Origin of the sequence: Actinophytocola sp. (genome assembly GCF_045807065.1) — a bacterium.
In the GTDB taxonomy this organism is placed as follows: Bacteria; Actinomycetota; Actinomycetes; order Mycobacteriales; family Pseudonocardiaceae; genus Actinophytocola.
Genome location: NZ_JBJMIE010000704.1, coordinates 1 through 6,619, shown reverse-complemented (window position 1 = coordinate 6,619; position 6,619 = coordinate 1). Strand labels below are relative to the sequence as shown.

Here is a 6,619-nt window from a genome sequence, read left to right as displayed (position 1 = left end):
GTAGTTCATCGGTCAGAGTCTCTTCAAGAATTGCCGTGCTGGCTATGCCAGTGATGCCCAACGGTTGGTATGTGTCCGAGATCGAGATGGGGCGTCCGCTTTCGGCTACACGCGTGATGGTGTGGGTAAGTTCATCGCCTGGTGAGACGCTAAAGATTTCCGCTAGTTCGTCTGTCGCGGGGATCTGTTTGGCGTCTCGGTCGACTTCGATTTGGCGTTCGGATTCGGTGCCGAAGGTGGTTTCGGGGTTCTGCATCTGGCGTTCGGGCGAGATCCGGACGAGGTTGGGGCGGTCTGCTACGAAGATGCCGCGTCGTCGGACGGGTCGGACGAGGCCTTGGCTGCGGAGTAGTTCGATGCCCTTGCGCACGACGATGTCGGAGACGCCGTACTGCTTGGCGATCTCGGCATAGCTCGGTAGCTGGGTTCCAGGTGGGAGGTCACCGCTGCGGATTCGTCGCGCGTACTCGCCTGCGATGGACACGTAGGCAGGCTCCGTCATTGATCCTGATCCCCTTCCGGGTCGACGTCATCCACTCCTCTCGGTGGTGACCGGCCGTAGCGTAGCAGGCTTCGTATACGCAGGACTTGTACGTATACGAAGTTACGTATACGATGAAGTTGGTTCGCTGCGACCGGGCGGACTGAAGCGGGCCGAACACCCTCTTCAACCAGCAGAAACGAACCAAAGAAAGATCAATCCCGAGAGGACAACCGACATGGCTATACCGAAGGGTTACCGCTTCCCGATCGACTTCCCGGAGGCGTTCCCTCAAGGGCTCGTGCTCGTGGGCGAGATCGCGCCGGACACCGAGTACCAGTCCCGCGAGGATCGAGCCTCGGGGCGTCCGGTGCGTCAGCGTGTGGACGAGGCGACCGGCAAGAGGCAGTGGAAGGCGACGGTCACCGATCCCGACCAGAGCAACGCGAAGCGCGCATCGTTCGAGATCACGCTTCTGGCGGACGTTCAGCCGGTGCCGACGATGGCGGAGGTACTGCCGGGAGTGCGGCCGGTGGAACTGGACGGGCTGACGGCTGAGCCGCGTGTGGCTGGGAACGGCGAGTTCAAGTACCAGTCATATGTGTTCCGGGCGACTGGGTTCCGTGCGGCAGGTTCGGCGGGTGGCCGGTCAGCGGCGAAGTCGGAATCGGCGGGCAAGGCCGCCTGATGCACGGGACGAGTGCCAGGCATGCCCAGGGGGAGGTGCTGACCGGTGCGGCTTTCGAGTCGGCCGGTCATCCCCTGGCCATGTCCTGGCGGGAGGGGGTGAACATGGACCAGGTACCAGAGGGGTTGGTGCGCAACTGGGAGGCCGTGTACGGCAGGTACCTCTCTGCGCAGGCTGACCGGGCGGAGACGGCGCGGTTGTCGGCGGAAGTAGCGACGGCGTGGCAGGCAATCGCTGCGGTGCCTGGCTTGGACTGGTGGATAGTCGCCGCGCTGCGGACGGCTGCTGAGGCGTTCGAGCGCCAGGCCGGCGCAACGCCCCACTCACTGGGCCGGCCAACCGAACGTGGGAGCGGGCCTGAGACTTGGTTTCGCTCGTCGGATCGCTGAGGACTAGGACATGGAAGACCAACTTTCTTTTGACGTGTACGCCAACATCTCGGACCCGCGTTGCCGGGTTGAGCACGACGCGCATGATCGGCGTGTGTCCGTGACCATCGGTGGCTCCGCCAGGGAAACGCCGAAGAATCTGCTGCAACTGTGGTTCAAAGAGCCCGACACGCTCACGAAGCTGGGCAGGGAGTTGATCGCCGCTGGGCAGAAACTCGACGCACAGCAGGATGAGCAGTCGGGCACACGCGTGGACGGCGACTCGAATCGTCTGTCAGACAAGGCATGACGGCAATGAGTGTTCGGACCGTGAAGCTCGTACGACTGCGCGAAGGTGTCTATGCCACCGGTGAGCGGGTCGGTGATGAGTGCCGGCCGCCTCGTGTCGTTCATGCGGTGGACAACGTGTCGGACCTGGATGCGCCGGACGGCGTGGTTGTCTGCTGTGGGGCACACTTCGCACCGGGCACTCTTCTGGCGGTCGTCGGACGCGAACTAGTGCCACACAAGCATTGCCTGCGGCGGTTGCTCGCTGCCGGGATCGGTGTTGAGGACGGTGCGATAGATGGTTGAGCCGTCAGACAAGGTGATCGGTCGTGCGCTGGGCGAAGAGCTGCGGCGGGCGCGTGAGGCTTGTGGATGGTCGCGCTTGCACCTGGTATCGAGGCTACCGTCCGGGATTGGTGACCGGACGCTCCTTCCTACGAGCACGGCACCCGCCACCTGACAGTGATTCGGTTCATCGAGATCTGCCGGGCAATGGGAGTCGACTCGGCCACAGTGCACTCTCGCGCACTCCAGCGGGCACGCATCCACGTGGAGACCATGAACCTCCATGTCGACCTCCGCGCGCTACTCCTCGACTGCAACAACAGTGCCACGTTCCGGCCCATGATCCAGTGGGCGCGCAACACCCTCAATGAGCACCCGGACGGGGTCGTAGAAGTGCAACCGGACGCAGTGCGGAACCTGGCGCTGTTTGTCGGTTGTCCTCGACAGGATCTTGCGAACTATCTCGCCCAGTTTGTCCCGGACTACAGGGACACGGGGAACAGGAGGTAGCTGGGCGCCACTGAGTAGATCGAGTAATGGCGTGGTAGATCCGAAGTAGACACAACACACGCAGGAGTCGTGTGGCGATGGCGCACGCCTATGTGCGGCGCGCTGATCTTGTAGGCGCAGAAGCGGAATCCCTAGGTCTGGCAACCATTTCCGCTCCTGCGCTGTCCACCCGGAGGTAGACAGTGAACAGGTTAGACCGTGTCGCGGTGACCCCGCCAGACGGGGTGACCCAACGGAGCAATCGTTGTTCAAGGTGCAAGCGGTTCGCCCGTCTGTGGCCAGGAGAGACCGCGTGCGCCCGGTGCAGGGGCGTGCTGAGTCTGGAGTTCGTGCCACGTGCTGACGGCGCGGCTCGGGACGGTGAGCGGCCATGACCGCGTCATCACTTGGAACGCTGATGCTGGTCGGCGGCGGCCTGGTCGCCGTGGTGTGGCTGCTGCACAAGGTCGGCCGTGCGCTGGCCTCGTTCCTGGAGGCCCTGGCCACGCTCGCTGTGGTGCTGGTGGCGCTGTGGCTGCTGGTCAAGGCTCTGTTTCTCGTGATCAAAGCCGCGGTGACCCACTGGCGGACCACGCTCGGCGGGATCGTGCTCGGCACGTGGCTGTGGTGGTGGGGGTCGCTCCCGGTCGCGTTGACCCTCGCAGTGGTCGCAGTCGGGCTGGCGGTGTGGCGGTGGCGACACCCGATGTCGTTCGAAGCGTGGGTGGGTCGGCGGCTGCGGTCGTGGTGGCTGCGGTGGACGCTCTACGCGCGCCGGTTGCCGAGTTGGTTGCGGGCCTGTGGGTTGACGGTGCCGGACCCGCATCAACCGGCCGTGTTGGTCATGAGTCCTCTTGGCCGGCGCAAGGTTCACCGGCAGGCCAAGCCGCGTCTGGACCAGGTGCCGCGCGTGGTGGGGGTGCGTTCGGGGGCATCGTGGGATGAGGTACGGATTCGGCTGGTGTCGGGCCAGAAGCCCGAGGACTTCGACGAGAAAGCACGGGAGCTGGCCGTCGCTCGTGCTGTGGCTCGGTGTCAGGTGCGGGAACTGTCGCCGAACGTCGTCTCAATCGACTTCCAGCGGCGGAACCTGCTCGCGGACACGGTGTGGTGCTGCGATCTCGCGGACCTGGCCGACGTAGCGGGGTCCGACGTGGACCTGTCGAAAGTGTGGAGCGGACGGACTGACTACGGGCTCGACTGGCACCAGTCGGTAAAGGGCTCGCACACCTTGGTCGCGGGCTCGACTGGTGCGGGCAAGGGTGCCCAGATGTGGTGTCCCCTGGTGTCCATCGCTCCTGCGATCCGGGACGGCCTGGTTCGGGTCTCCGGCATTGATCCGAAGGGTATGGAGCTGGCGTACGGCCGGCGGCTCTTCCACCGGTACGCGGTCACGGGTAAGGACGCGCTGGCGCTGTTGGATGACCTGATCGCGGTCATGGACGAGCGCAAGGCGGAGTTCGCGGGCCGGCTGCGCACGGTGCCTATCAACCGTGAGCACCCGCTGGAGATGCTGGAGTTCGACGAGATCGGCGCATTGATCCGCTACATCGCTGATCGCAAGCTCCGCGAGGCCATCACCGAACGCATCGCGTTGCTGACGACGCAGGGGCGGGCGTTGGGCTGCACCGTGCGTGGCTACGTCCAGGAACCTACGAAGGACACGGTGCCGGTGCGGGAACTGTTCCCCCGGCGGATCTGCCTGCGCGTCGCCAGCAAGTCACACGTCACGATGGTGCTCGGCGACCAGGCCTACGAGCGCGGGGCGTGGGCCAACCGAATCGGCGAGTCTGAACCGGGTGTCGGCTACCTGTTTGGGGAAGGCATCCGCGAACCTCTGCGCGTTCGCGGCGGCTGGGTGCCTGACGAAACGATCAAAGCCCTGGAAGCGTTCGTGGCTGGCGACGACACGGCCGGGCTCGGCACTGTGCACACCTTCCCCGGTGCTCGCCGGACCGGGCATCACCACACGCCCAATGGCGCGGCCTGAATCTCCTTGTCTTGAAAGGACTTCCCCTGTCATGAACAAGAGCACTCTCACCACCACGTCTACTGTGGACCAGTTGATCGGCGCGTATCGATCACACGTGTTGGGACGGATGTTGCCGGCGGCGGTCATGCTGAACTTCACTCCGGCACTGCGGGTGATCTCCGTTCAACCCGAAGGCACGGACCTGTGCGCTCGACTGGCCAACGTGCTCATGTGGGCGTACACGCTCACCGACGTGACCGCGCATTGGTGGCACACACCGGACCAGTGGCTCCAGATCACCGTCACGGGGCGGGCTGCCGGCGGGGCTCGGTTGCGGGTCTACTGCGGCGGGCCGTTCGACGCTTGTCGGGGCTTGGTCCCGTTGGCGGTGAACACGTCCGAACACGTCTCGCTCGATGAGCTGTACGCGTTGGCTTGCCTGCTTCGTGAGGCACAGCAGGAGGCGCACCGGGGGTTAGTGCGTGAGCGGGAGGCGGTGTAGATGACTGGCAACCAGACTCGGGCAGAGCGGATGCGGCCACCGCTCGCCTCGGATGTCATTGCGGCTACGGCGGAGCAGCACGGCGTGTGCGTGCGGCCGTTCACGATGGAAGTCGGCGACCTCGACACCGGGGAGCTGCGGTATGTCCCGGTGCCGTGTGGCTCCACTGTGGAGTCGGTGTGCGGGCCGTGTGCGAGGAAGGCCCGTGCGCTGCGGATGGCGCAGTGCCGCGAAGGGTGGCACCTGACCGACGAACCCGACTTCACACCCGACGCGCCGACCACCGAACACACGGCGCTCCTCGAGCTACGCGCGGACCTGGTCAAGGCCTACCAGGAAGCGGCAGGCCTCGGGGTGGACGAGGCGGACGAGCTGCGGGACGAGATCCGCTCGGTGGATGAGGAACTTCGGCAACTGGGCATGCGTGGCCGGCTCCCCTCCCCCGATGGCCCTGGAGTGAAGCGTTCTCCCAAGCGGTCGACCCGGCGGCGGCAGGATGCACCGGAGCTGCCTCGGCGGCGTGTTGAGGCTCGGACGGTCGGGCGTGAGTTCGCCGGGCGGTTCCGGCCGTCCATGTTCGTCACGCTCACCCTGGACAGCTACGGCCGCGTGCGGGATGACGGCACTCCTGTGGACCCTGGCGCCTACGACTACCGGCGGGCGGCTCGGGACGCTGTGCACTTCGCATCGCTGGTGGATCGGTGGTGGCAGAACCTGCGCCGGGTCGTGGGCTGGGATGTTCAGTACTTCGCGACCGTGGAGCCGCAGAAGCGCTGCGCTCCTCACCTGCACGCGGCTGTGCGGGGCTCGGTGGCGCATGGGGTGCTGCGGCAGGTCGCTGCGGCGACGTATCACCAGGTGTGGTGGCCGGCGCACGATGAGCTGGTCTACGACGGTGACCACCTGCCAGCGTGGGACGGTGGTCGGTTCGTCGACCCGGACACCCGTGCACCGCTGACTTCGTGGGCGGACGCTGTGGAGGCGGTGGAAGAGCCATCTCACGTGGTCACGTTCGGGCGGCAGGTGCACTCCAAGGGCATCCTCGGCGGCTCCGAGGAAGCTGGCCGGCACATCGGCTATCTCACGAAGTACCTCACCAAGGCCACTGGTGAGGTGATCGAGGCTGGCACTGATCGTCAGCGGGCGCACCATGACCGGCTGCATGACGAGTTGCGCGTCACCCCCTGCTCGCCCCGCTGCGCGGTCTGGCTGCTCTACGGCATCGAACCTCTGGGCACGACCTCTCGGACTCGACCCGGTCACTGCAAGGGGCGGGCGCATCGACGCACAACGTTGGGGCTGCCGGGGCGGCGGGTGCTGGTGTCGCGGAAGTGGTCCGGCAAGACCCTCGCTGACCATCGGGCGGACCGGAAGGCGTTCGTCCTGGAGTCGCTGGCAGCGGTCGGGATCACCAAGCCAGAACAGGACACGACCCGGCTGGTGTGGCACAAGGTCCAGCCCGGCGACCCGCACCAGCCGCCACGGGATCACCTGCTCATGCACGCGATTGCGGAGCGGATCAGGTGGAGAGCCGAGTACGACCGTG

At 65.8% G+C, this 6,619-nt stretch carries 6 protein-coding genes; 5 read left to right on the top strand and 1 reads right to left on the bottom strand.

The window, feature by feature from the left end; genetic code table 11:
* On the bottom strand, window positions 1-484 hold a 484-nt coding region (locus tag ACJ73U_RS41350), incomplete at its 3' end, for a GntR family transcriptional regulator (RefSeq protein WP_407783241.1).
* 235 nt (window positions 485-719) lie between these two features.
* Between ACJ73U_RS41350 and ACJ73U_RS41345 the strand changes: the two genes are divergently transcribed.
* From ACJ73U_RS41345 to ACJ73U_RS41325, 5 genes are all read left to right on the top strand, one after another.
* The gene (locus ACJ73U_RS41345; RefSeq protein WP_407783240.1) at window positions 720-1,169 is read left to right on the top strand and encodes a hypothetical protein; all 450 of its coding nucleotides are present in this window, start codon (window positions 720-722) and stop codon (window positions 1,167-1,169) included.
* Window positions 1,170-1,568: 399 nt separating this feature from the next.
* Window positions 1,569-1,847 carry a hypothetical protein gene (locus tag ACJ73U_RS41340; protein WP_407783239.1) on the top strand — a complete coding sequence of 93 codons (279 nt, stop codon included), beginning with the start codon at window positions 1,569-1,571 and terminating at the stop codon, window positions 1,845-1,847.
* A 1,143-nt stretch (window positions 1,848-2,990) separates the two neighbouring features.
* Complete coding sequence (locus ACJ73U_RS41335; RefSeq protein ID WP_407783238.1) at window positions 2,991-4,589, top strand: FtsK/SpoIIIE domain-containing protein; 1,599 nt, start codon at window positions 2,991-2,993, stop codon at window positions 4,587-4,589.
* Window positions 4,590-4,620: 31 nt separating this feature from the next.
* Window positions 4,621-5,073, top strand: coding sequence for a hypothetical protein (locus ACJ73U_RS41330; RefSeq protein ID WP_407783237.1), 453 nt, complete (start codon window positions 4,621-4,623; stop codon window positions 5,071-5,073).
* On the top strand, window positions 5,074-6,619 hold a 1,546-nt coding region (locus ACJ73U_RS41325), incomplete at its 3' end, for a replication initiator (RefSeq protein ID WP_407783236.1).

What these genes read in the sequence shown, in the direction of transcription:
- ACJ73U_RS41345 (WP_407783240.1), top strand. Translation starts at nt 720, where the DNA reads ATGGCTATACCGAAGGGTTACCGCTTCCCGATCGACTTCCCGGAGGCG.
- ACJ73U_RS41340 (WP_407783239.1), top strand. Translation starts at nt 1,569, where the DNA reads ATGGAAGACCAACTTTCTTTTGACGTGTACGCCAACATCTCGGACCCG.
- ACJ73U_RS41335 (WP_407783238.1), top strand. Translation starts at nt 2,991, where the DNA reads ATGACCGCGTCATCACTTGGAACGCTGATGCTGGTCGGCGGCGGCCTG.
- ACJ73U_RS41330 (WP_407783237.1), top strand. Translation starts at nt 4,621, where the DNA reads ATGAACAAGAGCACTCTCACCACCACGTCTACTGTGGACCAGTTGATC.